At 72.8% G+C, this 26296-nt stretch carries 31 protein-coding genes; 12 read left to right on the top strand and 19 right to left on the bottom strand.

The features are described from left to right. Positions 1 to 119: 119 nt before the first annotated feature. From Q1B24_RS13720 to Q1B24_RS13700, 5 genes are read right to left on the bottom strand one after another with little or no spacing between them, the layout of a single operon-like run. Positions 120 to 719: a maleylpyruvate isomerase N-terminal domain-containing protein gene (locus Q1B24_RS13720; protein WP_299929524.1), complete on the bottom strand. Its 600-nt coding sequence runs from the start codon at positions 717 to 719 to the stop codon at positions 120 to 122. A 33-nt stretch (positions 720 to 752) separates the two neighbouring features. After that, the gene (locus Q1B24_RS13715) at positions 753 to 1193 is read right to left on the bottom strand and encodes an NUDIX domain-containing protein (protein WP_299929521.1); all 441 of its coding nucleotides are present in this window, start codon (positions 1191 to 1193) and stop codon (positions 753 to 755) included. A 55-nt stretch (positions 1194 to 1248) separates the two neighbouring features. After that, complete coding sequence (locus Q1B24_RS13710) at positions 1249 to 2217, bottom strand: LLM class flavin-dependent oxidoreductase (RefSeq protein WP_299929518.1); 969 nt, start codon at positions 2215 to 2217, stop codon at positions 1249 to 1251. 55 nt (positions 2218 to 2272) lie between these two features. Then, on the bottom strand, positions 2273 to 2515 hold the full coding sequence (locus Q1B24_RS13705) for a glutaredoxin family protein (protein ID WP_299929515.1): 243 nt from the start codon (positions 2513 to 2515) through the stop codon (positions 2273 to 2275). Continuing rightward, positions 2512 to 4074: a class I adenylate-forming enzyme family protein gene (locus Q1B24_RS13700; RefSeq protein WP_299929512.1), complete on the bottom strand. Its 1563-nt coding sequence runs from the start codon at positions 4072 to 4074 to the stop codon at positions 2512 to 2514. The genes Q1B24_RS13705 and Q1B24_RS13700 overlap by 4 nt, the downstream gene beginning before the upstream one ends. Before the next feature lie 31 nt (positions 4075 to 4105). Between Q1B24_RS13700 and Q1B24_RS13695 the strand changes: the two genes are divergently transcribed. From Q1B24_RS13695 to Q1B24_RS13685, 3 genes are all read left to right on the top strand, one after another. After that, positions 4106 to 4993, top strand: coding sequence for an HAD-IB family hydrolase (locus Q1B24_RS13695; RefSeq protein WP_299929509.1), 888 nt, complete (start codon positions 4106 to 4108; stop codon positions 4991 to 4993). Positions 4994 to 5091: 98 nt separating this feature from the next. Next, positions 5092 to 5868, top strand: a complete 777-nt coding sequence (locus Q1B24_RS13690; RefSeq protein ID WP_299929506.1) for a sigma-70 family RNA polymerase sigma factor — start codon at positions 5092 to 5094, stop codon at positions 5866 to 5868. Positions 5869 to 5947: 79 nt separating this feature from the next. Next, entirely contained in the window at positions 5948 to 7234 is a 1287-nt protein-coding gene (locus Q1B24_RS13685; RefSeq protein WP_299929503.1) for a DUF5667 domain-containing protein, read from the top strand. A gap of 21 nt (positions 7235 to 7255) precedes the next feature. Here the strand turns inward: Q1B24_RS13685 and Q1B24_RS13680 are convergent, their stop codons facing one another. From Q1B24_RS13680 to Q1B24_RS13660, 5 genes are all read right to left on the bottom strand, one after another. Beyond that, positions 7256 to 8479 (bottom strand): 1-acyl-sn-glycerol-3-phosphate acyltransferase, encoded by a 1224-nt coding sequence (locus tag Q1B24_RS13680; RefSeq protein ID WP_299929500.1) that lies wholly within the window; start codon positions 8477 to 8479, stop codon positions 7256 to 7258. Next, positions 8472 to 9449, bottom strand: coding sequence for an NAD-dependent epimerase/dehydratase family protein (locus tag Q1B24_RS13675; RefSeq protein ID WP_299929497.1), 978 nt, complete (start codon positions 9447 to 9449; stop codon positions 8472 to 8474). The genes Q1B24_RS13680 and Q1B24_RS13675 overlap by 8 nt, the downstream gene beginning before the upstream one ends. 12 nt (positions 9450 to 9461) lie before the next feature. Beyond that, a complete protein-coding gene (locus tag Q1B24_RS13670; RefSeq protein ID WP_008356322.1) occupies positions 9462 to 9563 on the bottom strand; it encodes an AURKAIP1/COX24 domain-containing protein in 102 nt (33 codons plus the stop codon). A gap of 118 nt (positions 9564 to 9681) precedes the next feature. After that, complete coding sequence (locus Q1B24_RS13665; protein ID WP_299929494.1) at positions 9682 to 9888, bottom strand: helix-turn-helix domain-containing protein; 207 nt, start codon at positions 9886 to 9888, stop codon at positions 9682 to 9684. Positions 9889 to 10073: 185 nt separating this feature from the next. After that, complete coding sequence (locus tag Q1B24_RS13660) at positions 10074 to 11255, bottom strand: acetoin utilization protein AcuC (RefSeq protein WP_299929491.1); 1182 nt, start codon at positions 11253 to 11255, stop codon at positions 10074 to 10076. An 84-nt stretch (positions 11256 to 11339) separates the two neighbouring features. Between Q1B24_RS13660 and Q1B24_RS13655 the strand changes: the two genes are divergently transcribed. Together Q1B24_RS13655 and Q1B24_RS13650 are read left to right on the top strand one after the other, a co-directional pair. Next, complete coding sequence (locus Q1B24_RS13655; RefSeq protein WP_299929488.1) at positions 11340 to 11846, top strand: hypothetical protein; 507 nt, start codon at positions 11340 to 11342, stop codon at positions 11844 to 11846. Between the two features lie 9 nt (positions 11847 to 11855). Continuing rightward, positions 11856 to 12536 (top strand): TetR family transcriptional regulator, encoded by a 681-nt coding sequence (locus Q1B24_RS13650; protein WP_299929485.1) that lies wholly within the window; start codon positions 11856 to 11858, stop codon positions 12534 to 12536. 43 nt (positions 12537 to 12579) lie between these two features. On the opposite strand, the gene Q1B24_RS13645 is transcribed toward Q1B24_RS13650, so the two are convergent. From Q1B24_RS13645 to Q1B24_RS13630, 4 genes are all read right to left on the bottom strand, one after another. Beyond that, positions 12580 to 13227, bottom strand: coding sequence for a class F sortase (locus tag Q1B24_RS13645; protein ID WP_299929482.1), 648 nt, complete (start codon positions 13225 to 13227; stop codon positions 12580 to 12582). 66 nt (positions 13228 to 13293) lie between these two features. Beyond that, complete coding sequence (locus Q1B24_RS13640) at positions 13294 to 14238, bottom strand: hypothetical protein (protein ID WP_299929479.1); 945 nt, start codon at positions 14236 to 14238, stop codon at positions 13294 to 13296. Positions 14239 to 14445: 207 nt separating this feature from the next. Continuing rightward, positions 14446 to 15246 carry a pyrroline-5-carboxylate reductase gene (proC, locus tag Q1B24_RS13635; RefSeq protein WP_299929476.1) on the bottom strand — a complete coding sequence of 267 codons (801 nt, stop codon included), beginning with the start codon at positions 15244 to 15246 and terminating at the stop codon, positions 14446 to 14448. A 125-nt stretch (positions 15247 to 15371) separates the two neighbouring features. After that, entirely contained in the window at positions 15372 to 16301 is a 930-nt protein-coding gene (locus Q1B24_RS13630; protein WP_299929550.1) for a proline dehydrogenase family protein, read from the bottom strand. A 102-nt stretch (positions 16302 to 16403) separates the two neighbouring features. On the opposite strand from Q1B24_RS13630, the gene Q1B24_RS13625 reads away from it, so the two are divergent. Beyond that, positions 16404 to 16814: a hypothetical protein gene (locus Q1B24_RS13625; protein ID WP_299929473.1), complete on the top strand. Its 411-nt coding sequence runs from the start codon at positions 16404 to 16406 to the stop codon at positions 16812 to 16814. Positions 16815 to 16924: 110 nt separating this feature from the next. Here Q1B24_RS13625 and Q1B24_RS13620 read toward each other — a convergent pair whose 3' ends face one another. The 5 genes from Q1B24_RS13620 to Q1B24_RS13600 form a co-directional block, all read right to left on the bottom strand. Further along, positions 16925 to 17662 (bottom strand): ABC transporter permease, encoded by a 738-nt coding sequence (locus Q1B24_RS13620; protein WP_299929470.1) that lies wholly within the window; start codon positions 17660 to 17662, stop codon positions 16925 to 16927. Beyond that, positions 17659 to 18378 carry an ABC transporter ATP-binding protein gene (locus tag Q1B24_RS13615; protein ID WP_299929467.1) on the bottom strand — a complete coding sequence of 240 codons (720 nt, stop codon included), beginning with the start codon at positions 18376 to 18378 and terminating at the stop codon, positions 17659 to 17661. The genes Q1B24_RS13620 and Q1B24_RS13615 overlap by 4 nt, the downstream gene beginning before the upstream one ends. 214 nt (positions 18379 to 18592) lie before the next feature. Next, positions 18593 to 19186, bottom strand: coding sequence for a TetR family transcriptional regulator (locus tag Q1B24_RS13610; RefSeq protein WP_299929464.1), 594 nt, complete (start codon positions 19184 to 19186; stop codon positions 18593 to 18595). Between the two features lie 7 nt (positions 19187 to 19193). Continuing rightward, positions 19194 to 20000: a sugar phosphate isomerase/epimerase gene (locus tag Q1B24_RS13605; RefSeq protein WP_299929461.1), complete on the bottom strand. Its 807-nt coding sequence runs from the start codon at positions 19998 to 20000 to the stop codon at positions 19194 to 19196. A gap of 2 nt (positions 20001 to 20002) precedes the next feature. Beyond that, entirely contained in the window at positions 20003 to 20947 is a 945-nt protein-coding gene (locus Q1B24_RS13600) for a Ppx/GppA phosphatase family protein (protein ID WP_299929458.1), read from the bottom strand. A gap of 26 nt (positions 20948 to 20973) precedes the next feature. Between Q1B24_RS13600 and Q1B24_RS13595 the strand changes: the two genes are divergently transcribed. The 6 genes from Q1B24_RS13595 to Q1B24_RS13570 all read left to right on the top strand — a co-directional run bounded on the left by Q1B24_RS13595 (position 20974) and on the right by Q1B24_RS13570 (position 26294). After that, a complete protein-coding gene (locus tag Q1B24_RS13595; protein WP_299929455.1) occupies positions 20974 to 21756 on the top strand; it encodes a hypothetical protein in 783 nt (260 codons plus the stop codon). A gap of 66 nt (positions 21757 to 21822) precedes the next feature. Further along, positions 21823 to 23019: an inositol-3-phosphate synthase gene (locus tag Q1B24_RS13590; protein ID WP_299929452.1), complete on the top strand. Its 1197-nt coding sequence runs from the start codon at positions 21823 to 21825 to the stop codon at positions 23017 to 23019. After that, a complete protein-coding gene (locus tag Q1B24_RS13585; RefSeq protein WP_299929448.1) occupies positions 23016 to 23879 on the top strand; it encodes an SCO3242 family prenyltransferase in 864 nt (287 codons plus the stop codon). The genes Q1B24_RS13590 and Q1B24_RS13585 overlap by 4 nt, the downstream gene beginning before the upstream one ends. After that, the gene (locus Q1B24_RS13580; RefSeq protein WP_299929446.1) at positions 23876 to 24760 is read left to right on the top strand and encodes a sugar phosphate isomerase/epimerase family protein; all 885 of its coding nucleotides are present in this window, start codon (positions 23876 to 23878) and stop codon (positions 24758 to 24760) included. The genes Q1B24_RS13585 and Q1B24_RS13580 overlap by 4 nt, the downstream gene beginning before the upstream one ends. After that, a complete protein-coding gene (locus Q1B24_RS13575) occupies positions 24757 to 25416 on the top strand; it encodes an EboA domain-containing protein (protein ID WP_299929443.1) in 660 nt (219 codons plus the stop codon). The genes Q1B24_RS13580 and Q1B24_RS13575 overlap by 4 nt, the downstream gene beginning before the upstream one ends. Beyond that, positions 25416 to 26294, top strand: coding sequence for a TatD family hydrolase (locus Q1B24_RS13570; protein ID WP_299929440.1), 879 nt, complete (start codon positions 25416 to 25418; stop codon positions 26292 to 26294). The genes Q1B24_RS13575 and Q1B24_RS13570 overlap by 1 nt, the downstream gene beginning before the upstream one ends. Positions 26295 to 26296: the final 2 nt, after the last annotated feature.

Below are 26296 nucleotides of genomic sequence, written 5' to 3'. Positions count from 1 at the left end.
GCCCCTGGCATCATTCCGCCCCCAGCCCACGCTGCCACGCTCGCCCAGATGACGCCTTGTTCAGCAGTCTCCTAGGCAGATCCGGGCGACCTGAACGCGGTGTGAGCGGTCGTTTGGTCTCAACCCCAGGGCTGCAGCTGCGGCGGCGAGCCGCGCCCGAGCAGCCACGCGGCCAGCTCCTGAGGGTCCGCCCTGGCGGGAAGCCCCGCGACGAGATCGGGGAGCATCCGGTCGACCAGTTCCGGCGACCAGTCACGACTGGTGAACCCCAGATCCAGGTCCGCCAGGTGCACCTCGACCTCGCGCCACCGCCGGTACGGCAGCAGCGCGGCAGCGTGTTCTCCTCCGTCGACGGTCCTCACGGGACGGGCCCAGCAGTCGTCGGGCACGTCGGCGAACAAGCGGTCCAGTCGGGCCGCCCAACGCACCGCGTCGTCGACGATCTGGTGCGCATCACGCGCCGCCCCCGCTTCGATCGCGGCTGCACGACCGGCCGCACCACCGGCGTACTGCTCCACGACGTCCCCGCGCATGACGCCCTCGATGCGGCTGCACATCGCCTCTGCATTTCGAGCGAGGTGGGTGAGGACGTGGCCGACGGTCCAACCGGGCAGCAGCGATGCGCGACGCGCCACCGAGTCGTCGAGGCCGACGACCAGGTCCTTCATGCGGGCGTGAGCGCCCCGGCATGCCTCGACGTCTTCTGAGGGACGGTCCACCTCCTCGACGCTACCCGAACGTGTTCCGACCGCTCAGCGGCGAATCCGGTGGCTGGCGTCGCCGACAGGGACGCGCGAGATCAGGGCCGCTGCCCTCACCAGCGCGGCCTGCACCGCCTCGTACGGCAAGGACGGCATCGACGCGAGCCCGAACCAGCGGATGTCGTCGTGCTCCTCGGGGGCAGCGTTGGTCGGCACCCCGGCCCAGTCGCGCACGAGCCAGGCGCTCAGCAGCACGGGCTCACCGGCAGGTCGGACGGTCACCCGGCACAGGTGGGACGTCGAGCCCGTCGCGACCTGGACACCCAGCTCCTCGCGAAGCTCCCGCGCGAGCGCGCCCATCTCGGACTCGCCGTCCTCGACGACCCCACCCGGCAGGTCCCACCTGCCCGGGTGCGCACGCTTGCTCGGGCTCCGGTGCACGAGGAGGACGCGGTCCTCCCGGACCAGGGCGCCGACGACCACTCCGAGCATCCGAGCAGCCAAGCACGTGCCTGCGACAGCGAACCCGCCCGAGTCGACCTAAACGTCAGCCCACGACCTCGCCCAGCATCCGGTCCGAGGCGAGCAGGGCGTCGCGGTCGTGGGTCGAGGTGCTGGCCAGCAGCTCGTCGGCCCCGGTGCGCTCGGCGAGGGACTCGAGGCGCCGGCGTACCGTCGTCGGGCTGCCGGCGACCGCGCGGTCCAGCGAGGACTCGACCCGGCGGCGTACCTGGCTCGACCACGTCGCGGCGCGGATCGCGGCGACCGACTCCAGCGGCGGGAACTCGCCCGTCTGGCGGGACACCGCCATCGCCCAGGCCTCGGGCAGGGCGAGCTCGCGCGCGGTCGCGTCGTCGTCGGCAAGGACCACGTCGAGGGAGATCGTCACCCGCGGCGCGCTCCCCTCGTGCGCGACGAAGGACCGACGGTAGCGAGCCAGCACGTCGGGGAGCTCGTCGGAGTCGAGGATCGGGCCGCCCACGACCACGGGGAGCCCGAGACGTGCCGCGACCTCCAGCCCGCGCCCGGTCGCGAGCAGGTGCATCGGCACCGGGCGACCGGTGGCAGGACGGGCGGTCACGTCGGCGGTGCCCTCGAGGTAGCCGCGCAGCTCGACGAGGTCGTCCTCGAAGGTGTCAGCGTCGTCGTGGTCGCGGCGCAGGGCGCGGCGCACCGGCGGCGTGAAGCCGAGGGACCGGCCGAGGCCCAGGTCGACCCGGCCGGGGTGGAGGGCCTCGAGCACGAGGAACTGCTCAGCGACCACCACGGGCTGGTGCAGCGGCAACATCACCCCGCCCGACCCGATCCGGATGCGGTCGGTGCGGGCGCCGATCGCGGCCAGCAGGACGGCCGGCGCACCGGAGGCGATCCCGGGGACGGCATGGTGCTCGGCGACCCAGAACCGGTCGTACCCGACCTGCTCCGCGTGCACCGCCCTCGCCACGGTCGCCTCGATGGCATCGGCGTCGGGCGCACCGACGCGCGTCCTCGAACGGTCGAGCAGGGAGAGCCTCACTCCTTGCCCAACACGTCACGGCACCATCGGCATCCCGGCCAGGACGATGTGCCCGTCACACCCCGAGAGCGGCCCGCAGCCGGGCCTCGTCGACGCGCCAGAAGTCGTGCTGCCTGCCGTCGACGAAGGTCACCGGGATGTCTTCGCCGAAGCGGTCCTCGAGCTCGTCGTCGGTGGTGATGTCGACCTCGTCGAAGGACTCCCCCAGGTCGTCGCACACGCGCGAGACGACCTCGCGGGCCGCCTCGCAGAGGTGGCAGCCCGGGCGGGTGTAGAGCGTGACGCGGGCGTCGCTCATCCGAGGAGCCCCTGCACCCGACGTCGCTCGAGGCCGCGCAGCCGGCCCTTCTGCACCTTGCCGGTCACGGTGAACGGGAGCTCGTCGACGACCTCGATGCGGCTCGGCTGCTTGAAGCGGGCCAGCCGGACGACGGCGTGCGCTCGCACGGCGTCCTCGAGGTGGGTGCGCGCGTGGGCGACGCCGCCGACCGGGACGACGTACGCCACGACCGCCTCGCCGGTCGCCTCGTCGGGCACCCCGATGACCGCCGCCTCGTCGACCCCGTCGACCTCGCGGAGCACGTCCTCCACCTCGCTGGGGTAGACGTTGAAACCGCTGACGATGATGAGCTCCTTGACCCGGTCGACGAGGAACAGGTCCCCGCTCGCGTCGAGGAAGCCGACGTCACCGGTGCCGTACCAGCCGTCGGCGTCGGGGCCGTCCGCGCCGTCGGGCCAGTAGCCGCTGAAGAGGTTGTCGCCGCGCACCTGGATCTGGCCGGGGTCCTCCCCCTCGACCTGGCCCCACGTCTCGTCGACGAGCCGCAGCTCGATGCCGGGCAGCGCCGCCCCGACGGACCCCGCCCGCGGCTCGCGGCTGCAGAGCGTGCTCGTGACGACCGGCGACGCCTCGGTGAGACCGTAGCCCTGATGGACGGGGATGCCGGTGATGGAGGTGAACTCCTCGATCACCTCGGGCTCCAGCGGCGCCGATCCCGACAGCACGAGCCGGACCGGCCCGAGCCGCTCGCGCAGGTGCTCGTCCGGCAGCCAGTGAGCGAAGACGGGCGGGGCGATCGGCACGACGCTGCAGGCCTCGTCGTCGATGAGGTCGAGCACCGCCTGCGGGTCGAACTGCTCGACCAGCAGCAGCCGCGCCCGGTGCCGCAGGACGCCGCCGAGCACCGCGTTGAGGCCGTAGACGTGGAAGAGCGGCAGCACGCCGAGCACGACGTCGTCGCCGTGCATCATCGGCGGCTCGACGGCCGCCACCTGCTCGATGTTGGCCAGGAGCGCGCGGTGGCTGAGCATCGCTGCGCGGGGTCGGCCCGAGGTGCCGCTCGTGTAGAGGAGGGCGGCGAGCTTCTCGGGATCGGGCAGCGGCGGCACAGGGCGTACGACGTCCGCGCGGAGGTCGTCGAGGGCGAGCTCGCCCTCACCGGGCGCGGCCCCGGTCACGACGACCGTCGGCCGGGCGACGTCGGGGTCGAGCTCGGCCAGCGCCGCACGTACGGCGTCGAGCGCGGTCTCGTCGGTCACCACCAGCTGTGTGCCCGAGTCGGCGACCATCCGGGCGAGCTCGCCGGCCGTGGAGCGCGGGTTGACCGGGACGGCGACGACCTGGGCGCGGAGCACGCCGAGGTAGGTCGTGACGAACTCGATGCGGTTGCCGACGGCGATCATCACCCGCTGCCCGGCCCGGATGCCGTGCGTCCCGAGACCGGTCGCGAGGCGAGCCACCTCGTCCTCCAGCCGGGACCACGTGAGCGAGCGACCGCCGCTCTCGACGAGGGCCTGCCGGTCGGGGACGTCGTCGGCAGCCTCGGCCACCAACGCGGAGATGTCGTTGCGCGGCATGCGTCGATCCTTCCACAGCTACGCTGGCGGGGTGACCCCGTCCGACCGGCCCCGGCGCCTCAACCTGCAGCAGCGGTCGGCCCTGGCAGGCGAGGCCGCGGCGGCGTCCGCGGAGGTCGAGAACGCCCTCGCCTGGCCGAGCGACCCGACCGCGGCCGCCTTCTTCGACGTCGACAACACCGTCATGCAGGGCGCCAGCATCTTCCACTTCGCGCGCGGGCTCTACCGCCGTCAGTTCTTCACCACGCGGGAGATCGCCGCGGCCGCGTGGAAGCAGGCCTACTTCCGGATCGCGGGCGTCGAGGACCCCGAGCACGTGGCCGACGCCCGCAACTCCGCGCTGTCGTTCATCGCCGGGCACACCACCACCGAGCTCGAGGAGCTCGGCGAGGAGATCTTCGACGAGGCCATGGCCCACCGCGTCTGGCCCGGCACCCGCGCCCTGGCGCAGCTCCACCTCGACGAGGGCCAGCGGGTGTGGCTGGTGACGGCGGCGCCGATCGAGATCGCCACCATCATCGCGCGGCGGCTCGGCCTCACCGGCGCCATGGGCACGGTCGCCGAGCACGTCGACGGCGTCTACACCGGCCAGCTCGTCGGCGACCTGCTGCACGGCCCGGCCAAGGCGGAGGCGATCAAGGCGCTCGCCGCCCGCGAGGGCCTCGACCTCGCCCGCTGCTCGGCCTACTCCGACTCCAGCAACGACCTGCCGATGCTCTCGCTCGTCGGCGACCCCTGCGCGATCAACCCCGACGCCCGGCTGCGCGCCCACGCACGTGCCCACGGCTGGCGCATCCACGACTACCGCACCGGCCGCAAGGCGGCCCGGGTCGGCTTCCTCGGAGCCGCGGTCGCCGGCGCGGTGACGGGGGCCGTCGCCGCCGGGGTCAGCCTGCGCGGGCGCGACCGCTCCGCCTGAGCCCCAAGCCACGGATGTAACTGAAAGTTACTCACGGGTTCACAAGGCCGACCCGGCCCCCTATCGTGGACGATGCTCCGACCGGGAGGGGACACCGCATGCGGGCGACGAACGACCTCGATCGTGCCTTCGAGCACGGCATGGACGCGCTTCGGCGCGCGGTCGCCGCTGCCCTCGCGGGTCAGCCCGTCCCCCAGCTCGCCGGTCACGTGCTCCTCGCCGAGACGGCCGCCCCGGGTGCCAGGTCAGGTGGGTCCGCCGGTGCCGGTGGCCCGGTCGGCGACGAGGACCGCGCGACGTCGTCCGAGGTCGACGAGGCCGAGCGCGAGCGGCTGATCGCGCTCGTCGAGCTGGCCCGCACGGGCGACAAGGAGGCGTTCGGCCTCCTCTACGACCACTACCAGGCCTCGGTCTACCGCTTCCTCTACTACCGCACCCGCTCCCAGACCCTCGCCGAGGACCTCACCTCGGAGACGTTCTTCCGGGCGCTGCGCAGCATGAACGGCTTCCGGTGGCAGGGCAAGGACTTCGGCGCCTGGCTGATGACCATCGCCCGCAACCTCGCGATGGACCACTTCAAGGCCGGTCGCACCCGCCTCGAGCTCACCACCGAGGACATGTCGCCGCACGACGACACGACCGAGGGACCCGAGGGCGCGGTCATCGCCGGCCTCACCAACGAGGTGCTCCTCAAGGCGCTCACCGAGCTGCCGGTCGAGCAGCGCGAGTGCCTCATCATGCGGTTCCTCCAGGGCCTGTCGATCGCGGAGACGGCGCAGGCCCTCGACCGCTCCGACGGCGCGGTCAAGCAGCTCCAGCTGCGCGGCGTACGCAATCTCGCCAAGCTGTTGCCGGAGGGGTTGAGAGACGCGTGACACAACCCGTAACCCCTGCCTCGTCTGGCTCGTTCGTCCCAGTGGGAGGACCCGCCAGCAGTGAGACAGGACGACCGCGATGACAGCCCCCTTCTCGGCGCGACGGCGTGCCGACGAGTTCGAGGCACTGCTCTCCCGTGACCCCGGAACCGCTCCCTCGGGTCCGTCCGGACGCGATGCGGAGCGGTACGCCGACCTGCTCGAGGTCGTGGCCGACCTGCGCGCCGTGCCGCCCGTGGCCGCGCGGCCCGAGTTCGTCGCGTCATTGCGCGAGCGGCTGATGGCCGAGGCCGACACCGCCCTGGTCCGCCAGCCCGCGGCTGCGTCGCGACTGGCGATGCCCGCCCCGTCGCGCACCCGGCCGCGTCGCATCGGTGTGCTGCTCGGCGGCGCCGCCCTCGTCGGTTCCGCGGCCACCATGGCCGTCGCCGCCCAGACGGCCCTCCCCGGCGAGTCGCTCTACGGCGTCAAGCGCGGGATCGAGTCCGCGCAGGTGCGCCTCGCCACCGACGACGCCGCCCGCGGCCGCACCCTGCTGGCCCAGGCCGGGACCCGCCTCACCGAGCTCGAGGAGCTCGCCGCCGACGACGCCGGCCGCGACCAGCTGGTCCCGGACACCCTCGACTCCTTCACGCGCCAGTCGAGCGACGGCGTGCGCAGCCTGCTGGTCTCCTACGAGGCCACCGGCAGCCAGAGCGACGCGCAGGACGCGCGCGACTTCACCGCCACCAGCATGGACCGACTCGAGCGGCTCCAGGGCGAGCTGCCCGAGAGCGCCCGCGACGAGCTGCTGGCCGCCGGCCGGACGCTCGCCGACCTCGACCTCGAGGTGAGCAACGCCTGCCGCGGCTGCACCGGAGGCATCACCACCACGCCCGAGTTCCTGCTGACCAGCGCCCCGTCCGCCGGCCTCCTCGCCGGGCTCGACACCGACCAGCTGACGCTGGAGGGCGCGCCGGTCTCGGGACAGGACCTCACCGGCATCACGGTCCCCGAGGCGCTCGACCCGCAGCAGGTCGTGCCGACGACGGTGCCGTCGACCACGCTCGGGCCCGGCCCCTCCTCGGTCGTGCCCGACCCGACGAGCACCGGTCCTGCCAAGCCCGAGCCCACCAGGCCGGTCAAGGACATCACCAAGAACCTCACCGACACCGTGACCGACACGACCGACCAGGTCACCGACGGCCTGACGGACACGACCGGCACCCTCAGCAACCAGCTCGACGACGCGACCGGAGGCGCGCTCGGTGGCCTCACCTCGGGTGCCGACGACGCCACCGGCGGGCTGATCGGCGAGGTGACCGGCACCGTCGACGGCGCGACCGGCGGGACGCTGGACGACGCGACCGGTGGCCTCCTGCCCTAGCCGCTGCCGCGGGGGCGTTGCTCAGCCGAAGACGCCGCCGCGATCGCGCAGCAGGTCGAACAGCGTGTGCTGGATCGTCTCGCGCACCTGGTCGGTGACGTTGAAGACGAGCATCGGGTCCTCGGCCTCGCCGGGCTCGTAGGCGTCGGTGCGGATCGGCTCGCCGAACTCGAGGATCCACTTCGACGGCAGCGGCACCAGGCCGAGCGGCCCGAGCCACGGGAAGAACGGCGTGATCGGGATGTAGGGCACGCCGAGCAGCCGTGCGAGCGACGGGACGTTGCCGACGAGCGGATAGATCTCCTCGGCCCCCACCACGGACAGCGGGATGATGGGTACGCCGGTGCGCAGCGCCGCCGAGACGAACCCGCCGCGCCCGAAGCGCTGCAGCTTGTAGCGCTCGCTGAACGGCTTGCCGATCCCCTTGAACCCCTCCGGCCAGACGCCGACCAGCTCGCCGTCGGAGAGCATCCGTTCGGCGTCCTCGGTGCAGGCGAGGGTGGCCCCGCCCTTGCGGGCCAGGGAGCTGACCAGCGGCAGCTTGAAGACGAGGTCGGCGCCGAGCGGGCGCAGGAAGCGGCCGGCGTGGTCGTGCACCGTGAGCATGGTCATCAGGCCGTCGAGCGGGATCGTGCCGGAGTGGTTGGACACCACGAGTGCGCCACCCTCGGCAGGGATGTTCTCCAGCCCGCGGACCTCGAGGCGGAACCACTTCTTCGCGATCGGACGCAGCGCCGCCATGAAGAACCGCTCGGTCAGCTCGCGGTCGAAGCCGTAGTCGTCGACGTCGTAGTCACCCTCGAGGCGGCGGCGGACGAACGCCATCAGCTCGGCCGCACGGCGCTCCCAGTCGGCCCCGAAGACCTCCTGCGCGGCCTGCTGCGCCGCCGCCAGCCACTCGCCGACCGGGATGCCGGTGGTGGGCGGTGCCGTCGCAGCGGGGTCGTCGGCCGGTGGCGGCGCGACCGCCTCGTCGGCCGGCGCGGTGGTCCGAGCACCGTCGGCGCGGGCCTTCTTCCTCGGGGCACTCGGCTTGCCGGACGCTGCCTTGGCCGACGGTGCCTTGACGGACGGTGCCTTGGCGGACGGTGCCTTGGCGGACGGTGCCTTGCGGGACGAGGGCGCCAGGTTGCGCGCGGCCGACGACGGCCGGGCGCTGCCGGAGCCGCGGCCGGGACGGCCGCCGGTGCCGATCGGGATGACGACGGCGTCCTCGCCGTCGCGGCGACGGGCCTTCTCAGGCACGACCGACTCCCTCCTTCGCGGCGGGCGCCACCGACCGGCAGAAGTCGGCGAACGCCTCGGCCGTGGTGAACTGCGGCTCGAAGCCGAGCATCGTGCGCATCCGGGTCGTGTCCACACCCCGACCGTAGGTCAGGAAGCCCAGCTGCTCGGGCGAGAAGTCCGACACGCGGGCCTGGCGCATGGTCGAGCCGAGCCGCCCGACGGCGAAGCGCGGCAACGCGACCGACGGGGTGCCGAGGCGGCGTACGGCCTGGCTCAGCGTCAGCAGCCCGTCACCGGCGACGTTGAAGGTGCCGGGCACGCCGTTGGTCGCGGCGTGGCGCAGCACGCGCATCAGGTCGTCCTCGTGGAGGAGCTGGAGCCTCGGGTCGAAGCCCAGGACGCGAGGGATGACGGGGAGCCGGAAGTAGTTGGTCAGGGGGCTCGAGACGTGGGGTCCGACCACGTTGGCCGCCCGGATCATCGTGACGTCGACGTCCGGGCGCCGACGGGCGAACCCGCGGACGTAGCCCTCGATCTCGTAGACGTCCTTGGCGTAGCCCGAGGAGGGCAGGCGCTTGGGGCCCATGTCCTCGGTGAACATCGCGGGGTCGCGCGGACCCGATCCGTAGACGGTCGTCGTCGACTTCACGACCAGCCGCTCGACGGTCGCCGACCGCTGGCACGCAGCGAGCAGCTGCATGGAGCCGATGACGTTGAGCTCCTTCATCGTCCCGCGACCGCCGGCGGAGCCGGGCGTCGCGATCACGCTCATGTGGACGACGGTGTCGACGTCCTCCTTGGCGATGACCTTGGCGATGACGGGGTTGCGGATGTCGGCGCGGACGAAGGAGACGTCGCCGACGTCACCGCGCGGCGGGACCACGTCCACGCCGATGACTCGATCGATGGACGGGTCGCCGGTCGCGGCGCGCGCGAATCGGCGTCCGATGTCCCGGGAGATCCCGGTGACCAGCACGACCCGCCCCATGGTCGAGGGGTGTTACTTGCCGAGCTTGCGGCGCTGCACGCGCGTCTTCTTGAGCAGCTTGCGGTGCTTCTTCTTGGCCATGCGCTTGCGCCGCTTCTTGATGACAGAACCCACGAATCAGACCTTTCCTTGCGGCCGACGTTCGTCGGCCGGACCCCGCACACCCTACTTGCCGGGTGCGAGAGCGCGGAATCGAGTCGGACCCGTGGATCCCGACCGAGAACGGAGTGCGTCAGCCGGCGTTGTAGAAGCTCTTGCGCAGGTACTCGTTGACGTCGTCCTCCCGGACCCGGAAGGAGCGACCGACGCGGACGGCGGGCAGGTCGCCGCCGTGCACGAGCCGGTAGACCGTCATCTTCGAGACGCGCATCCTGGACGCGACCTCGGCGATGGTCAGGAACTGCGCCTCGGACATGTCGCCTGGGGTGTTCTCAGCCATGGTGTGCACCGATCCTTCTGCGCGGAACGGCGCCGGCTTCCGCACCGGCGTCACAGGCGTGCCGCTCTCGCTGACAATAGGGCTCGCGTGACGCGTGGGGAAGAGGAACGCCAGAGAAACTTGTGGGACTGCGGCGTGTCGGGTTGCTTCCTTGACGAAGCGGCGTGGCGTCGGGGGCCGATGACTCAGGGCAGCGGGTCGAGGCCGTGCAGCGGGAACACCTCGGTGCGGGTGGCGTTGATCGCCCGGTCCAGCCACGTCTCGGGGTCGTAGCCCCCGGACCAGTCGCGGTAGGCGGGCGTGCGGCCGTCGGTCATCCGGTGCGGCGCAGTCGCCCCCAGCACCTCCTCGACGTACGCCCGCCACGCCGGTGGCGTCGGCTGCGCGGGGTCGATGGGGGAACCGGCGACGACGGCCAGCAGGTGCGTCCATGCGCGGGGCACCACGTCGACGACGGAGTAGCCACCTCCGCCGGTGACGACCCACCGTCCCTCGGCGACCTCGTGGGCGAGCTCGTGCAGCGCGAGGTAGGCCGCACGCTGACCGTCGACGCTGAGCATCATGTGGGCGAGCGGGTCGTTCATGTGGGAGTCGCAGCCGTGCTGGGTGACCAGCACCTGCGGGGAGAACTCGCGCAGGATCGGGGGTACGACGGCGTGGAACGCACGCAGCCAGCCGGCGTCGGCGGTGCCGGGCGGCAGGGCGACGTTGACCGCGGTGCCCTCGGCCCCCGGGCCGCCGGTGTCGCTCGGGAAGCCCGTGCCGGGGAAGAGCATCTGCCCGGTCTCGTGCAGCGAGATGGTGAGGACCCGCGGGTCGTCCCAGAAGATCTTCTCGACACCGTCGCCGTGGTGGACGTCGATGTCGACATAGGCCACGCGCTCCGCACCGTCAGCGAGCAGCTGCGTGATGCCGACCGCCACGTCGTTGTAGATGCAGAAGCCGCTCGCCTTGTCGGGCATCGCGTGGTGCAGGCCGCCGGCGATGTTCACCGAGTGGAGCGACTCGCCGCTCCAGACCTGGCGGAACGCCTCCAGGGTCGCGCCGACGACGTGGGCGCTGGCGAGGTGCATGTCGGCGAAGACCGGGTCGTCCTCGGTGCCGAGGCCGCGGGCGGCGTCCTCGAAGCCGGGCGTCGCGCCGGCCCGGGTGACGGCCTCGATGAGGCCCTGGTCGTGGACCGTCGCGATCTGCTCGTCCGTCGCCACCGGGGCGTCGACCCGCTTGATGCCCGCCAGGACGCCGAGCTCGTCGGCCAGGCGCATCGTCAGGTCGACGCGCACCGGTGACATCGGGTGCGTGGGCCCGAAGTTGTACTCCGTGAGCGTCTGGTCGAACACGACTGACGCAGGCCCCGCACACTCCATGTGGCGGACGTTACTCCTGCGCGCCGCGAGGTCCGACCGGCGGACGGAGTTGAACGTGTTCAACTATCCTGCCACGATCCTGGAGTGACCACACCGCAGGCTCCCGCGAGTACGGCCTACCGGCCCCAACTGCGATGGCTGCTGCTCGGACCGCTTCTCGGCGCCGGCTCGGGCAGCCTGGTGGCGTTCGTGTTCCTGCTCATCGCCTTTGCGTTCGACGGCACGCCGCCGTCCGCGACCGAGTTGCTGGCAGGAACCGGACCGACCGCGGTGTTGGCGGTCGTCCTCGGCGGTCCCATGGGCGCCGCCGTGGGCCTGCTGGCCGCGGTCCCCCTCGCGCTCCTCGTCGGCCGGCACCTGCCGCGCCCGGTGGCCCGGCGTCGCGCCTTCGTGCTCGGCGCCGCCCTGCCGCCGGTCGCCATGGTGGCACTCTTCTCGTTGGTGAGCGGGCGGTTCGTTCTGGCGGACGTCGACCTGCGGCGGGGTGGGGAGTGGCTCGGCCTCACCTGGTTCGTGGCTGCCGCTGTACTGGGCGGGCCCCTGGCCGCGCGGGCCACCTCGCGGGTCCTGCCCCACACCGACGCCTCCTAGGGTGACGAGGTGCCCGCGAAGCGACCCGTCCGACGCTCGAGCAAGGCCGAGCAGACCCGGTCCGGCATCGTCGACGCCGCGATGTCACTCTTCCGGACCGGCGGCTACGACGCCACCACGATGCGCGCCATCGCCGACGAGGCCGGGGTGTCGCTGGGCAGCGCCTACTACTACTTCTCCGGCAAGGAGGAGCTGGTCCAGGCGTTCTACGACCAGATCCAGGTCGAGCACGCCGTGGCGGCCGAGACGACGTACGACACCGTGGTCTTCGCCGACCGGCTCCGCGGGGCGATGGACTCCTTCCTCGACGTGGCCGGTCCCTTCCACGACTTCGGCGGGCAGTTCTTCCGCAACGCAGCCGATCCCCGCTCCCCGCTCTCTCCCTTCTCCGAGCAGTCGATGCCGGCACGCGAGGCCAGCACCGCGCTGTTCCGGCGGGTCGTCGAGGGCTCAGACCTCAAGGTCGCTCCGGCCCTGCGCGACGAACTGCCAGAGCTGCTGTGGCTGCTGCACATGGGCGTCGTGCTCTTCTGGGTTCACGACGACAGCGACGGTCAGCGCCGCACGCGCGGCCTCGTCGCCGGGATCGTGCCCCTGGTCGACCGGGCAGTGCGGCTGACCAGGCTGCCCCTGGTGCGCGGGCTGGTGGACGACGCGATGGCCGTGGTGCGCCAGCTGCGCGCGAGCTGACTGAGGAGCCCTCGGCGAGCTCGCGGGAGCGGTTGCCCTGCCCTCACCGGATGCGGGCGACCACCACCGTGTTGCCGCGGTAGCGCTCGCCGTCCCAGTCGGTGCACGTGACCAGGACCAGCCCCGGGGCACCTGCGGTGGCGAACAGGCGGCCCGCGCGGGCGGCCAGCTCGGCCCGGCCTAGGCCCCGGACGGAGCGGACCGTGAAGTCCAGCGCACCACGGTCGGTGACCACCTCGACGGTGTCGCCCGGCTCCAGGCCGGCGAGGTCGTCGAAGACGCCGCCACCGTCGTGCACCGTGTGGCCGGCCAGCACCGCGGTCCCCCGGGCGCTGCCCGGTCGCGCTCCTGCCTCCCACCACCCGACCACGCGCGGGTCGGCCGGCGGCACCAGCGCGCCGCGGGCGTCCAGGCCGACGGTCACCACGGGTGCGTAGAGGCCGAGGGCGGGGATCCGCAGCGCCAGCGGCGGTCCGGGTGGGAGCGGGGCCGGCGTCTCCGGCTCCACAGTCGGCACCGGTACGACGCCCGCCTGCTCGGTGACCAGGCTCGTCGCCGTGTCGACGGCCGTCGAGTCGGGAATGTCGTCGGACCGGGTCGAGGACACCATCGCTGCCACCATGGTGAGGGCCACCGCGCCGCCGATCACGGTGGTCCAGCGGGCGGCCGACACGAGACGGGCAGTTCGCACGGGAACGCTCCTTTCCTGGAAGGGGGACGTCACCCGAGAGGGAGTCGGGTGACGTCCTCCTGCTGGTCAGGTCTGTCGGACCCTGACCAGCACGCCACCGGCCGAGGCCAGCAGCACCAGTCCCATCGCCGTGAGGACGACGCCCCACTGCTGCGCCGCGGTGGTCCCGGCGTCAGGAGCCGCAGGGAGACCTGCGTCGACGGCGGTCGGCACCTGGGCCGACGGTGCCGGCGGCTCGGACGCCTGCACGCCCAGCACCTCGACATCGTCGGGCTGCGTGGTCGGTTGCTGCGTGGTCGGTTGCTGCGTGTCCTCCACGGCCGGCTCGTCGCCCGCCGGCCCGCTCGGCTCCGCCGAGGGGGTCGCGGTGGTCGGCAGCACCTCGGGAGGCTGCGCGGTCGGCGGCTGCACCGTCGGCGGCTGCACCGTCGGCGGCTGCGTGGTCGGCGGCTGCGTGGTCGGCGGCGCGGTCGGGCAGACCACGGCCGGGTGGTCGTACGCGAAACGGAACTCCTGGTGGGTCACCGCGGCATGTTCGACCGTCTCGGTCACACGCTCCAGGTAGAACCAGTCGGCCAGTCCTGCGCTGCCGTGACTCAGGTAGTGGAGTCCCCACCCGGTGTCGTCGAGCCAGGTCACGTTGGGATTGTTCTCGTGCGGCTCCTGCGTGGCGTTGGCCTGCCAGTCCGGGTCGTCGGGGCCGGTCGGGATGGCCGGGACGACCCCGTCGCCGAGCGGACCGCCTGTCCACGAGTAGTGCTGCCAGCCGACGAACACCTCCTCGGTGTAGGCCTCTTCGTCGATCACCGTGCGCTCGTCCACCTGTCGCCAACCCTCGCCCGGGGAGGAGAGGACCCAGTCGGTCGTCTCGGTCCAGGCGTCGGCGGGCACGCAGGGCGTGTCCGACGTCGTGGTCACGGAGGTTGCACTGCCGGCCGTCAGGAACAGCAGTCCGCCGCTGAGGACCGCGACGATGCCGGCGAGCGCGAGGACCAGGGCGTTCCTGGCCATTCCCGAGAGTGGTCTGCTTCGTTCGGATGCCGCGGACATGACCACCACCCCACTTCGATCCGCGGGAGTGTTTCGACCGGTTGGTCACCTTCATTGTCACTCGGAGTTACCGCGAGACCTAGCGGTTGTGACCAATCAGACCAAGACCGCCCTCGGCGGCCGAAAGCCGCATGGGGACTGGGTTTTCGCCTTACCAGGAGGTCGTGGTCAAGAGCCCTCGGCGAGCTCCCGAGAACGGTTGCGGGCCGCCTCCATGGCGGCGAGGAAGGCGGCGCGGACCCGGTGGATCTCGAGCTCACGGAGGGCGGAGGCCGTCGTACCGCTGGGCGAGGTGACCTGCTCGCGCAGCACGACGGGGTGGGTGCCGGTCTCCCGGAGCATCGCCGCGGAGCCGACGAGCGTCTGCACGACCAGCTCGGTCGAGGTGGCCCGCGGCAGACCCAGGTGCACGCCTGCCTCGATCATCGACTCGACGACGAAGAAGATGTAGGCCGGGCCGGAGCCGGAGATGGCCGTGACGGCGTCCATCTGCTTCTCGGGGATGCGCAGCACCTTGCCGGTCGACGCCATCAGCGACTCGGCCTCGAGCAGGTGCGACTCGTCGCAGTGGGAGCCGGGCGAGATCGCGGCCATGCCCTCGTCGACGAGCGCCGGGGTGTTGGGCATCACGCGGACGACCGCGACGCCGTCCGGCACGTGCGACTCGATGAACGCGGTGGTGATGCCTGCGGCCAGCGACACCAGCAGCTGGCCCGCGCGGAGGTCGGGGGCGATCTCCTGGAGCACGTCGCCCATGTCCTGCGGCTTGACGACGAGCGCGACGGTGTCGGCCTTCGCTGCCGCCTCGCGGTTGGACACGACCGCGACGCCGTAGCGCTCCTCGAGCTCGCGGGCTCGCTCGGCGCGCTTCTCGCCGACCATCAGCTGGTCGACGCGGCGGCCGGCGCGTACGAGCCCGGACAGCAGGGTCTCCCCCATGACGCCGGCCCCGATGATCGCTGTGCTCATGCGATCAACCTACGGCCTGGCGTCCACTGATTTCGACACGCACGTCGCGGTCTCGTCCCTCGACCGCGGTGCTTGCTCAATCTGGCCCACGACGCGCCCGCTCCTTCGTCGCGGACGCTGTGGTCTCACTTCTTGGAGACGAGCGAGCGGACGAAGAACGCCAGGTTCTGGGGCTTCTCGGCCAGGCGGCGCATGAGGTAGCCGTACCACTCGGTGCCGTAGGGGACGTAGACGCGCACGGTCTCCCCGGCGGCCGCGAGACGCTTCTGCTCCTCCGGGCGGATGCCGAAGAGCATCTGGAACTCGTAGGTCCCCGGGCGCCGGCCGAACCGGCTCGCCAGCGACGAGGCGATCTGGACCATCCGCGGGTCGTGGGTGGCGATCATCGGATACCCCTGGCCGCCGAGCAGCACCTTGAGGCAGCGGACGTAGGACCGGTCGACGTCGATGCGGTCCTGGAAGGCGACCTGCTCGGGCTCCATGTAGGCGCCCTTGCACAGCCGCACGCGCGAGCCCTCGTAGGCCAGCGCGCGGCAGTCCGCCTCGGTGCGGCGCAGCATCGCCTGGAGCACCGCGCCCGCCTCGGGGAAGTCCTTGCGGAGCTCGCGCAGGATCGACAGCGTCGAGTCGGTGGTGGTGTGGTCCTCCATGTCGAGGGTCACGGTCGTGCCGGCGTTGCGGGCGGCGCGACAGATCTCGCGCGCGTTCTCCAGCGCGACCTTGTGCCCGTTGTCGGGCAGCGACTGGCCGATCGCGCTGAGCTTGACCGACACCTCCGCCTGCGGAGCCAGGCCCTTGGTCGCCAGGTCGGCGAGCAGCTCCTTGTAGGCCGCGACGGTGGCGTCGGCCCGGGCCGCGTCGGTCGTGTCCTCGCCGAGGTAGTCGAGCGTGGCTCGCAGGCCGTCGTCGACGAGGCCCGACGTCGCCGCGACCGCATCGGCCGTGGTCTCGCCGGGCACGTAGCCGGTGACGATGGAGCTCGAGACGGGCATCGTCGAGACGAGCTTCTTCACCCCCTGGCTGCGAGCGAGGAGCAGGATCGGCTGGCGGAGCAACGACATGGCGGCAAGGCTACGCCGACCTCCACCTCGGACCTGCACCGAACCTTCACGGCTCCTCCACCCGTTCCGGGCCGGTGCTCTCCTAGCGTCGTCGGCATGACGTCGAGCCTCTCCTCCCCCACCTCCCGGTACGCCCTCGCCGGGGCCCTGTCGGCCGGCACCGTCGCGTTCCTGCTCCTCGGCATCGGTGCCCTCGGCATCGTCGGCGACGGGGACCGAGACTGGCTCTACCTGGCGGCGCCGGCCGTCCTGCTGGTCGTCGCCGCGGCGACCCGGTTCCGGCCGGGCGGCATGGTGCTCGCGCTCGGAGCCGCTGCGCTGACGACGCTCCTGGCAGGAGTGGTCGCGGTCGTCCTGGTCGCCGCCGACGACACGACCGGTTCGGTGGTCGACGTCGTCCTGCTGTCGGTGATGTACGCCGGTCTGTTCGCGGCGGGGGCGTGGCTGTTCAGCCGGGTCCCGGAGCCGCCGGTCGACGCCGTCGCGAGCGACATCAGGCGGGCGTGATGGCAAGGCGGAGGGCCGAAGGCGGGCCGCTAGGCCCGTCGAGCGCCCGACAACGCAGCCAGCGCGCTCGCATGGTGACGCGCAGCAGGTGAGAGACCGGCGGATCCGGGTCAGGGCGTCCGGCGCCTGAGGGTGGCGGCGCCCAGCGCGAGCGCACCGACCGCGAAGCCGGCGACGACCAGCACGTTGCGCCACACCTCCGCCGTGTCGGCCGCTCCGACGAGCTCCTGCATGGCGTCGATGGCGTACGACATCGGCAGGAGGTTGCTGACGGCCTCGAGCACGGCCGGCATCGCCTCGCGCGGCACGAAGAGCCCGCACAGCAGGATCTGGGGCAGCACGAACGCCGGCATGAACTGCACCGCCTGGAACTCGGTCGTCGCGAAGGCGCTCACCAGCAGGCCGAGCGCCGCGCCGAGGACGGCGTCGGCCACCGCCACGACGCCGAGGAGCCACACCGGACCCTGCACGTCCAGGCCGAGGAGCCCGACGCTCACGGCCACCGCCAGCACGGACTGGACGGCCGCGAGCAGCCCGAAGGCCAGGGCGTAGCCGAGCAGGAAGTCGAGCTTGCCCATCGGCATCGTGAGCAGCCGCTCGAGGGTGCCGGACGAGCGCTCGCGCAGCGTCGTCACGCTCGTCACCAGGAACATCACGATGAAGGGGAACATCGCCAGCAGGCCCGGACCGAAGCGGTCGAAGAGGCCACCCGGCAGGTCCAGGAACATCCACCACAGCAGCGTGATCAGGACGCACGGGACGACCAGCAGCATCGCGAGCGTGCGGTGGTCGCGGCGGATCTGGGTGAGGACGCGGCCGGCGACGGCGAGCGTGATGCGCGGGCTCACAGGACCTCACCCTGGCCTTCGACGAGGTGGAGGAACGCCTGCTCGATGTCCGGGGCACCGGTGCCGCGGAGGATCTCCTCGGGGGAGCCGTCGGCGATGATCCGGCCCTCGCGCATCAGCAGCAGCCGGTGGCACCGCTCGGCCTCGTCCATGACGTGGCTCGACACGAGCACGGCGGCCCCGCGGTCGGCGATCCGGTGGAACAGGTCCCACAGGTCGCGGCGCAGCACCGGGTCGAGGCCGACCGTCGGCTCGTCGAGCACCAGCAGGTCCGGCGTACCGAGGAGGGCGACGGCCAGGCTGGCCCGACTGCGCTGGCCGCCCGAGAGACGGCCCACGACCTGGGAGCGGTGGTCGTCGAGGCCCACCGCGGCGACGGCCTCGTCGACCTGGGCGCGGTCGATGCCGAGCACGCGGGCGAAGAACGCGAGGTTCTCCGCGACGGTCAGGTCGTCGTAGACGCTCGCAGCCTGGGTGACGTAGCCGACCCGGGTCCGCAGCGGCGGGCTGCCGGCCGGCTCCCCCAGCACCTCGACGGTCCCCGATCGCACCTGCTGCGCGCCGACCAGGCACCGCATCAGCGTGGTCTTGCCGCAGCCGCTCGGACCGAGCAGGCCGGTGACACCCGCGGCGACGTCCAGCGAGATGCCGGGCAGCACCTCGCGCTCGCCGCGTACGACGGCGAGGTCGCGTACCTCCACGACGTTTTTCACCATGTGTTGAATTGTGCTCCGGGTGTCTCGTCGTCGTCAAGGCCCGACGAGCGGTGCACCAGACATGTTCCGCGGGCGCAGAACCTGCGTCGCGCACCGCTCCGGGAGGTCGGTGGCGGCTGCGGTGCGTGACGCACGTTCTCAGTGCCGGAAAGCTGTCTCACGCACCGCTCGGAGGGCGGCCACCGCTCGGACGGCGGCGGACAGGCGTACGGCGTCAGGGCAGGTCGCCGGTCAGGTAGTGCTGGAGCACCGGCCCCATCCGGGCGACGACGTCCTCGGCGGGCATCTGGGCCATCGGCGGCAGGGCGAGCAGGTAGCGGGCGACGATGAGGCCGACGACCTGGCTGGCGACGAGCGGGATCCGGACGTCGGGCCGGTCGGCGACCAGGCCCGCGAGCACCGGCCCGACGACGACGGGGATGAAGGCGTCGCGCACCAGTCCACCGCTGTCGTCGGCGATGAGGGAGCGCACCATGGCGAGCAGGCCCGGCTGGATCGCCGGGTCGTCCCACACGCCGAGGAAGGCGCTCAGCAGCCGCTCCCCCGCGCCGTCCGGCCCGGCCGCCACCACCGGTGCGAGCACCTCGCGCGGGTCGACGGGGATCTCGAGCGCGGCGACGAAGAGGTCGTCCTTGCTCCCGAAGTAGTGGTGCACGAGCGCGGGGTCGACGCCCGCCGAGGCGGCGACGGCGCGGATCGTCGTACCGCGGAAGCCCTTCTCGGCGAACGACGCCCGCGCGGCGGCGAGGACCTCGGCCCGGGTGTCGGGGGCGCCGGGGCGACGGCCGCGGGACGTGCGGGTGGTCATCAGGGGCTCACGGCGTGGGGACGGCGAGGTGGGCGCGGGCGAACTCGAGCGACTCGGCCAGGTCGGCCTCCCGCTCGGCGCGGCTCGCGGACCGCCGCGTGTTGATCTCCAGCACGACGTGGCCGGAGAAGCCCTTGCCGGCGAGGTGGCGCAGGAACTCCCGGGCCTTCATCACGCCGCGGCCGGGCACGAGGTGCTCGTCCTTGGCCGATCCGGTGCCGTCGGTGAGGTGCACGTGGCGCAGGCTCGCGCCCATCCGGTCGGCCATCTCGATGACGTCGCTGCGGGCGATCGCGGCGTGCGAGAGGTCGATCGTGGTGTGGGCGTAGTCCTCGGCACTCGGGTCCCAGCCGGGGAGGTACATCTCCATGCCGCGGCGCGAGGAGGCGCGCCACGGGTACATGTTCTCCACCGCGAACGCGAGGCCGGTGCGGGCCTCCAGCGACGCGATGCCCTCGACGAAGCCCGCGGCGTAGTCCTTCTGCCACCGGAACGGCGGGTGGACGACGACGACGTCCGCGCCGACCGCCTCGGCCATCTCGGCCGACTTCTCCAGCTTGCCCCACGGGTCGGTGCCCCAGACCCGCTGGGTGAAGAGCAGGCAGGGCGCGTGCACGGCGCAGATCGGGACCTGGTGGTGGTCGCTGAGCTTCTTGACGGCGTCGACCTGCTGGCTGAGGGAGTCGATGCCGACCATCACCTCGACCGCGTCGTAGCCCAGCTGGGCCGCCCACCCGAAGGCGTGCGCCGTGGACTCGGGGTAGACCGAGGCGGAGGAGAGCCCGACCAGAGGAGTGGTCCGCGAGGAGGACATGGTCAGGGCTGCCTCGTGACGACCGAGATCTGGTCCAGGCGCTCGAGGATCACGCCCTCACGCAGCGCCCACGGACAGATCTCCAGCTCGGTCAGGTCGAAGATGTCCATGCAGGCCTCCGCGACCAGGGCACCCGGCACGATCTGGTGGGTGCGGCTCGGCGAGACGCCGGGGAGCTCGGCGAGCTCGTCGGGCGCCATGTCCATCAGCTTGGGGATCCAGCCCGAGAGCGTCTCCAGCTCGAGGGCGCGCGGGACGAGGGGACCGTCACCGCTCGGTGCGGCGCCGCAGATCCGCGCCAGGGAGCGGAAGGTCTTGGACGTCGCCGCCGCCCGGTCGGGCACGCCGGGGCGGAGCAGGTGGCCGGCGTCGCGGGCGATCTCGGCGCGCACCTGCTTGCGCAGCTCGCGTACGTCGTCGTCGGAGGGCCGGCCGCCGCCGAACCACGCCTTCGCCATCCGGGCGGCGCCGAGCGGGAGGGACCAGGCGACGTCGGGGGCCTCGTCGGTGCCGCCGGCGATCTCGAGCGAGCCGCCGCCGATGTCGAAGACCGCGAGCCGCCCGGCCGACCAGCCGAACCACCGGCGTACGGCCAGGAACGTCAGGCGCGCCTCGTCCTCGCCCGACAGCACCTCGAGGCGTACGCCGCTGTGCTCCTCGACGTGGGTGAGCACCTCGTAGGAGTTGACCGAGTCGCGCACCGCCGAGGTGGCGAAGCCGAGCATCTCCTCGCAGCCCTTGTCCTCGGCGATCTGCGTCGCCGAGGCGCAGAAGTCGGTGAGGGCCTTGATGCCCTTCTTGGTCACGGCCCCGTCCTCGTCGAGGTGCTCGGCCAGCCGGAGCGGCTGCTTGTGCGAGGAGGCCGGGAGGGGCGCGGCACCGCCGTGCGCGTCCACCACCAGCAGGTGGCCGGTGTTGGAGCCGATGTCGAGGACGCCCAGGCGCATGAAACCCAAACTACTAGGCTCACCACGTGCCCGAAGTCGACCTGGTCTTCCCCCGCGCGTTCGTCGAGTTCGCCGACCCCGCCGACGAGTCCCAGGTGTTCCGCTGTGACCTGACGTGGCTGACCTCGGCCTACACCTGCATCTTCGGCCAGGGGTGCCAGGGCATCTACTCCGACGCCCCGGACGTCGGCTGCTGCACGCTCGGCGCCCACTTCGCCGATCGGGACGACGAGAAGCGGGTCGCGGCGTTCGTCGCCGAGCTCACTCCCGACGACTGGCAGCTGCACCCCGGCCGGCCGGTGCGCAAGCCCGACTGGATCGAGACCGACGACGACGGCGAGCGCAAGACCCGCGTCGTCGAGGTGGACGGGCAGCAGGCGTGCGTCTTCCACAACCGCACCGACTTCAGCACCGACGCCGGACACGTCGGCGCCGGGTGCGCACTGCACGGCCTGGCCCTGCGCCAGGGGCGCAACCCGCTGGAGACCAAGCCCGACGTGTGCTGGCAGCTGCCCATCCGTCGCCAGTTCCGCGAGGTCGAGCGACAGGACGGGACGGCCTACACCGAGGTGTCGATCGGCGAGTACGACCGGCGCGGCTGGGGACCCGGTGGCCACGACCTCGACTGGTACTGCTCGGGCAACACCGAGGCGCACGTCGCCCCCGAGCCGGTCTACCTCACCCACGAGCCCGAGCTGGTCGAGCTGATGGGTGCCGAGGCGTACGCCGAGCTGGTCCGCCACTGCGAGGCGCACGTGGTTTCGCGTTCCGCGCTCGCACTGCACCCCGCGTCACCGCAGCACTTTTGACCGAGGTCGCGCAAAAGTGGCGGAGGCGGCGTTGAAAGTGGTTGTGACGTGCATTACCTTCGACAGGTGGCACCCTCCCCCAACTCCCGGCCCGATGACCACCCTCACGCCGGTCGTCTCGGCATCTGGTTCATCGGCGCACGCGGGTCGCTCGCGACCACCGCGACCATCGGCCTGAGCGCGCTCGCGGCCCACCTGACCGACGAGACCGGCTGCGTCTGCGCGCACCCCGACCTCGACGCGCGCGGCCTGCCGGCCTACGCCGACATCGTCGTGGGCGGACACGACGTCGACACCCTCCCCCTCGTCAAGCAGGCCGAGCGCCTCGTGGCCGGAGGCGTGGTGCCGGGAGTCCTCGCGCACCAGGTGGGCGCCGAGCTCCACGCGACCGAGGCCCGGCTGCGTCCGGGCGTCCGCCACGGCGACTCCACCGACCAGCGCGCCGACGTGGAGCGGCTCGCTGCCGACATCCGCGACTTCGCCACCGACGTCGACCGGGTCGTGGTCGTCGACGTCTCGAGCACGGAGCCGCCGCACGACACCGGCGCGGACGCCGACTCGTGGAGCGCCCTCGAGGCCGCCTGGGCGGCCGGCCGTGCGCCGCTGTCCCCGAGCTCGGTCTACGCCTGCGCCGCGGTGCTGGCGGGCGCGGCCTACGTCGCCTTCACTCCGAGCCCCGGCATCGACGTCCCGGCCCTGCGCGAGCTCGCCGACGAGCGCGGTCTCCCCTACGCCGGCAGCGACGGCAAGACCGGCGAGACCCTCGTGAAGTCGGCCCTGGCGCCGATGTTCTCCACCCGCTCGCTCGCGGTGCGGTCGTGGACGTCGATCAACCTGCTCGGCGGCGGCGACGGATCGACGTTGTCCGACCCCGCCGCGCGGGAGAGCAAGACCAGCACCAAGCGCTCCGGCCTCGAGTCGATGCTCGGTCACCCCGTGCCCGGCCCGATGCACATCGACTACGTCGAGGACCTCGGCGACTGGAAGACCGCCTGGGACCACGTCCGCTTCGACGGCTTCCTCGGCACCCGGATGACGATGCAGTTCACCTGGGAGGGCTGCGACTCGGCCCTGGCCGCGCCGCTGGTGCTCGACCTCGCCCGCCTGACCGCCCGTGCGATGGCCGTCGGCGAGACCGGCCCGCTGACCGCCCTCGGCTTCTTCTTCAAGCAGCCGATCGGCTCGCAGGAGCACCGACTGGCGCAGCAGTGGGAGGCCCTGCTCGCCTGGTCGACCGCGTGCGCCGACCGGGTGACGACGTGAGGGTCGCCGACCTCGTCGAGCTGACCCGGGCCCCCGCCGCGTTCTCCATCCCCGGTGACGCGTGGTCCGGCGCCGCACACGCGGCGGCGGGCGGGCGGGGCTGGGCGATGCCGGTCGCCTCCACCTGCCTCTACTGGTCGGGCATGGCCTTCAACGACTGGTGCGACCGCCACGTCGACGCCGAGGAGCGGCCCGAGCGGCCGATCCCGTCGGGCCGGATCAGCCCCGACGCGGCCCTCGCCGTGGCCGCCGGTCTCGGCGCCGCGGGGCTCGGCGTCGCCGCGCTCCTCGGCGGCCGCTCGGCCGTCGCCGTCGCCGCCCCGCTCGCGTTGATGGTGGTGGCCTACGACGCCGTCGCCAAGGACGCGGCGGTCGGCCCCCTCGCGATGGCGTCGACGCGTGGGCTCGACGTCCTCCTCGGCGCCCACGCCTCACCCGCGACCGCCTGGCAGCCCGCCCTCGCGATGACCGCGCACACCGCCGGGCTCACCTGGCTGAGCCGCGGCGAGGTGCACGGCACCCGCCCGGAGGTCGCAGCCGCGGTGACCGCCGGCACCGTCGCGGTCGCAGCCGCCACGGCCCACGCCGCCTTCCACGACCCGCACGCCGGTCGGCTCTCCCGCGCGGCCGGGGTCGGCCTGTCGGCGGCGTACGCCGTCGTCGTCGGCCGCGCCCAGGCCCGGGCGGCACAGCAGCCGACGGCCGAAGCGGCCCGCAGCGCCACCCGCACCGGGATCGGCGGGTTCTCCCTGCTCCAGGGAGCATGGCTCGCACGCCGCGGCCGGCTGGCCGCCGCCGCAACCGTCGTCGGCGCGGGCCCCGCCTACCGCGCCCTCTCGAGCCGATGGAGCCCGACGTGAGCGCCGGGCGCCCCTCGCTGCGCCTGGGCTACGGCAGCAACGGCTTCTCCGGCCACCGGTTCCCCGACGCCTGCGCGGTGATCGCGGGCCTCGGCTACGACGGTGTCGCCCTCACCCTCGACCAGCCCCACCTCGACCCCTTCGCCGACGACGCCGTGGCCCAGACCGCGCGCGCCGCGAAGTCGCTCGCCGACCACGGCCTGGCCGTCGTCATCGAGACCGGCTCGCGCTACGTCCTCGACCCCTGGCACAAGCACGAGCCCACCCTGGTCAGCGACGGCGACCGCGGCCCGCGGATCGAGCTGCTGACCCGTGCCGTGCGGATCGCCGCCGAGCTGGGCGCCGAGGCGATGTCGTGCTGGTCGGGCGTGCTGCCCGAGGGGGCCAGCGCCGAGGAGGGCTGGCGCCGGCTCACCGACGGCCTCGGCCCCGTCCTCGACCTCGCGCACGACCTCGGCGTCACCGTCTGCTTCGAGCCCGAGCCCGGCATGCACGTCGACACCGTCGACGAGGCCCTCGAGCTGCGCCGCCGGCTCGGCGAGCCCGACCACCTCCGGCTGACCCTCGACCTCGGCCACCTCGTGTGCAACGAGCCCCGCGCCCCGGAGGCGTCCGTCGCCGTCGCCGGCCCGCTCATCGGCAACGTGCAGGTCGACGACATGGTGCGCGACGTGCACGAGCACCTCGAGCTCGGCGCCGGCACCCTCGACCTCGACGCCGTCCTCCGCGCCCTGCTCGCCACCGGCTTCACCGGCCTCGCCAGCGTGGAGCTCCCCCGCCACTCCCACGCGGCGCCGACCGTCGCCGCGCGCCAGATCGTCGCCCTGCGCGCCTCCCTGGCCCGCCTCGCCACCTCCGACAGGGAAGGATCCACGCCGTGACCGAGATCGAGCCGCTGGCCGACCACGACACCATCCGGCACGCCCTCGACGCGAGCGCGCAGGCGCAGCTCGAGGCGCTCACCGCCGAGGTGGCCGACGATCCCTCACGGCTGGGTCGGGCCTTCCCCGCAGCTGCCCGCAGGACCGGGCGCGGGCCGCTCCCCGGCGTGGACGGCGTACTGCTCGAGGACGCGGTGCGCGTGCGGCTCGTGCAGGTCGCCGCGAGCTCGCTCGACCCCGACGCGCTGCTGGCCGAGCTGCGCGAGGTCTACCGCTACGGCGACAGCGACGAGAAGCGCGCGGTGCTCCACGCCCTGTCCGGCGCACCCGAGGAGGTCGACGGGAGCGACCTGCTGCTCGACGCGCTGCGCACCAACGACACCCGCCTCGTCGCCGCCGCGATGGGCCCGCACAGCGACCGGCTCGACGACGACTCCTGGCGTCAGGGCGTCCTCAAGTGCCTGTTCACCGGTGTGCCGGTCGCCTCGGTCACCGCCCTCGCCCGCCGGGCCGACCGCGAGCTCGCCGAGATGGTGCAGCGCTACCAGCGCGAGCGCGAGGCGGCCGGGCGCGACGTACCCCTCGACGTGCAGGTCGTCCTCGACGCCTGTGCCACCTCCCCCGAGCAGCCCCAGCACGAGCAGAAGGACCTCTGATGCGCATCTTCGACCCCCACATCCACATGACGTCGCGCACCACCGACGACTACGAGGCGATGCACGCCGCCGGGGTCCGCGCGCTGGTGGAGCCGGCGTTCTGGCTGGGCCAGCCCCGCACCAGCGTCGGCTCGTTCACCGACTACTTCGACGCCCTGGTGGGCTGGGAGCGGTTCCGCGCCGCGCAGTTCGGCATCGCCCACCACTGCACGATCGCGCTCAACCCGAAGGAGGCCAACGACCCGCGCTGCGCCGAGGTGCTCGACGTGCTCCCGCGCTACCTCGCCAAAGACGGCGTGGTCGCCGTGGGCGAGGTCGGCTTCGACTCGATGACCGTCGAGGAGGAGAAGGCGTTCGTGCGGCAGCTGGAGCTGGCCGTGGAGTTCGAGCTGCCGGCGATGGTCCACACCCCGCACCGCGACAAGGAGCAGGGCACCCGCCGCACCCTCGAGCTCGTCACCGAGTCGGGCCTCGCCCCCGGCATGGTCGTCGTCGACCACCTCAACGAGGTCACCGTCGACCAGGTCGACGAGGCGGGCTGCTGGATGGGCTTCTCGATCTACCCCGACACCAAGATGGACGAGCACCGGATGGTGGCCATCCTGCAGCGCCGCGGCCTGGACCGCGTGCTGGTCAACTCCGCCGCCGACTGGGGCCGCAGCGACCCGCTCAAGACGGCGAAGACCGGAGCGGCGATGCTCGAGGCGGGCTTCTCCGCCGACGACGTCGACCGCGTGCTGTGGCGCAACCCGATCGAGTTCTTCGGCCAGAGCGGCCGCCTGCTCGTCGACCCCGAGCTCCCCGACGACGCCTCGACGGGGGCCGACGCCTCGGCGACCTTCGAGGGCAACTCGATCCTGCGCGGCTCGCGGGACTGACG

This window comes from uncultured Nocardioides sp., assembly GCF_947488025.1.
Classification (GTDB): domain Bacteria; phylum Actinomycetota; class Actinomycetes; order Propionibacteriales; family Nocardioidaceae; genus Nocardioides.
The sequence above is the reverse complement of the archived record's forward strand: the minus strand, read 5'-3'. Positions and strand labels throughout refer to the sequence as shown.

Excerpts from the sequence above, each read along its gene's own strand:
- Q1B24_RS13715 (WP_299929521.1), bottom strand. The coding sequence starts at position 1,193 with ATGCTCGGAGTGGTCGTCGGCGCCCTGGTCCGGGAGGACCGCGTCCTC.
- Q1B24_RS13705 (WP_299929515.1), bottom strand. The coding sequence starts at position 2,515 with ATGAGCGACGCCCGCGTCACGCTCTACACCCGCCCGGGCTGCCACCTC.
- Q1B24_RS13700 (WP_299929512.1), bottom strand. The coding sequence starts at position 4,074 with ATGCCGCGCAACGACATCTCCGCGTTGGTGGCCGAGGCTGCCGACGAC.
- Q1B24_RS13690 (WP_299929506.1), top strand. The coding sequence starts at position 5,092 with ATGCGGGCGACGAACGACCTCGATCGTGCCTTCGAGCACGGCATGGAC.
- Q1B24_RS13685 (WP_299929503.1), top strand. The coding sequence starts at position 5,948 with ATGACAGCCCCCTTCTCGGCGCGACGGCGTGCCGACGAGTTCGAGGCA.
- Q1B24_RS13675 (WP_299929497.1), bottom strand. The coding sequence starts at position 9,449 with ATGGGGCGGGTCGTGCTGGTCACCGGGATCTCCCGGGACATCGGACGC.
- Q1B24_RS13665 (WP_299929494.1), bottom strand. The coding sequence starts at position 9,888 with ATGGCTGAGAACACCCCAGGCGACATGTCCGAGGCGCAGTTCCTGACC.
- Q1B24_RS13660 (WP_299929491.1), bottom strand. The coding sequence starts at position 11,255 with ATGGAGTGTGCGGGGCCTGCGTCAGTCGTGTTCGACCAGACGCTCACG.
- Q1B24_RS13640 (WP_299929479.1), bottom strand. The coding sequence starts at position 14,238 with ATGGCCAGGAACGCCCTGGTCCTCGCGCTCGCCGGCATCGTCGCGGTC.
- proC (WP_299929476.1), bottom strand. The coding sequence starts at position 15,246 with ATGAGCACAGCGATCATCGGGGCCGGCGTCATGGGGGAGACCCTGCTG.
- Q1B24_RS13625 (WP_299929473.1), top strand. The coding sequence starts at position 16,404 with ATGACGTCGAGCCTCTCCTCCCCCACCTCCCGGTACGCCCTCGCCGGG.
- Q1B24_RS13615 (WP_299929467.1), bottom strand. The coding sequence starts at position 18,378 with ATGGTGAAAAACGTCGTGGAGGTACGCGACCTCGCCGTCGTACGCGGC.
- Q1B24_RS13610 (WP_299929464.1), bottom strand. The coding sequence starts at position 19,186 with ATGACCACCCGCACGTCCCGCGGCCGTCGCCCCGGCGCCCCCGACACC.
- Q1B24_RS13605 (WP_299929461.1), bottom strand. The coding sequence starts at position 20,000 with ATGTCCTCCTCGCGGACCACTCCTCTGGTCGGGCTCTCCTCCGCCTCG.
- Q1B24_RS13600 (WP_299929458.1), bottom strand. The coding sequence starts at position 20,947 with ATGCGCCTGGGCGTCCTCGACATCGGCTCCAACACCGGCCACCTGCTG.
- Q1B24_RS13570 (WP_299929440.1), top strand. The coding sequence starts at position 25,416 with ATGCGCATCTTCGACCCCCACATCCACATGACGTCGCGCACCACCGAC.